Annotated in this window: 1 protein-coding gene; it reads left to right on the top strand. The window is 73.5% G+C overall.

The features are described 5' to 3' along the window. Window positions 1-265 precede the first annotated feature (265 nt). Entirely contained in the window at window positions 266-574 is a 309-nt protein-coding gene (locus tag GT354_RS37460) for a DUF6479 family protein (RefSeq protein WP_161360846.1), read from the top strand. Window positions 575-614 lie beyond the last annotated feature (40 nt).

The following is a 614-nucleotide window of genomic DNA, read 5'->3' as shown; positions in this document are numbered from 1 at the left end:
AGGTCGTCCGTACCGCCAACAACTGCCGTCGACCGGGTGAACTCGCCGCCCCGGCCCACGCCGCGCGCCGAACCGCCTCGCACCTCGGCCCGCCTCGCGCGCCGATCCGCCCCGCGTGCCGATCCGCCTCGCACCCGGACCGTCTCGTGCGCCCGTGCGGACCCGGCTCGACCCGGGCCGCGGCGACGGTGACGAGTTCACCGCCCGCCACGACGTTCCCCAAGACGGGTGCGTTGCCCGGACGAGACTGGGTAGCCGAAATGGCATGACCGCTTTGGCACAGCTCGAATCAGCCTCGGCGGGGACCGTCGCCGCAGTGGCGATCCCCGCCGCGGCACTGATCGCCGTTCTTCTCATCATCCCTGTCGTGAGCGGTGTCCGGCGGCGACGCAATCCGCCGCCGCCCCCGCCGCGCGACCTCCCCACCACACCGAGCCCGGACCTGGACACCCGGGGCCGTGAGTCTGCCGAGATGCCGCAGGACGGCAGACGGCGCGGCCCGCACGAGATGCCCGGATACGGCAATATCGGCTCCCGGCCACGAGGTTCGGGCGAACCCGACGAGAACGGCTGATCACCCAGGCCACGCACGGCCCGGACGAACCCCGTCCGGG

It is taken from the genome of Streptomyces sp. SID3343 (assembly GCF_009865215.1).
GTDB lineage: Bacteria > Actinomycetota > Actinomycetes > Streptomycetales > Streptomycetaceae > Embleya.
The sequence above is the reverse complement of the archived record's forward strand: the minus strand, read 5'-3'. Positions and strand labels throughout refer to the sequence as shown.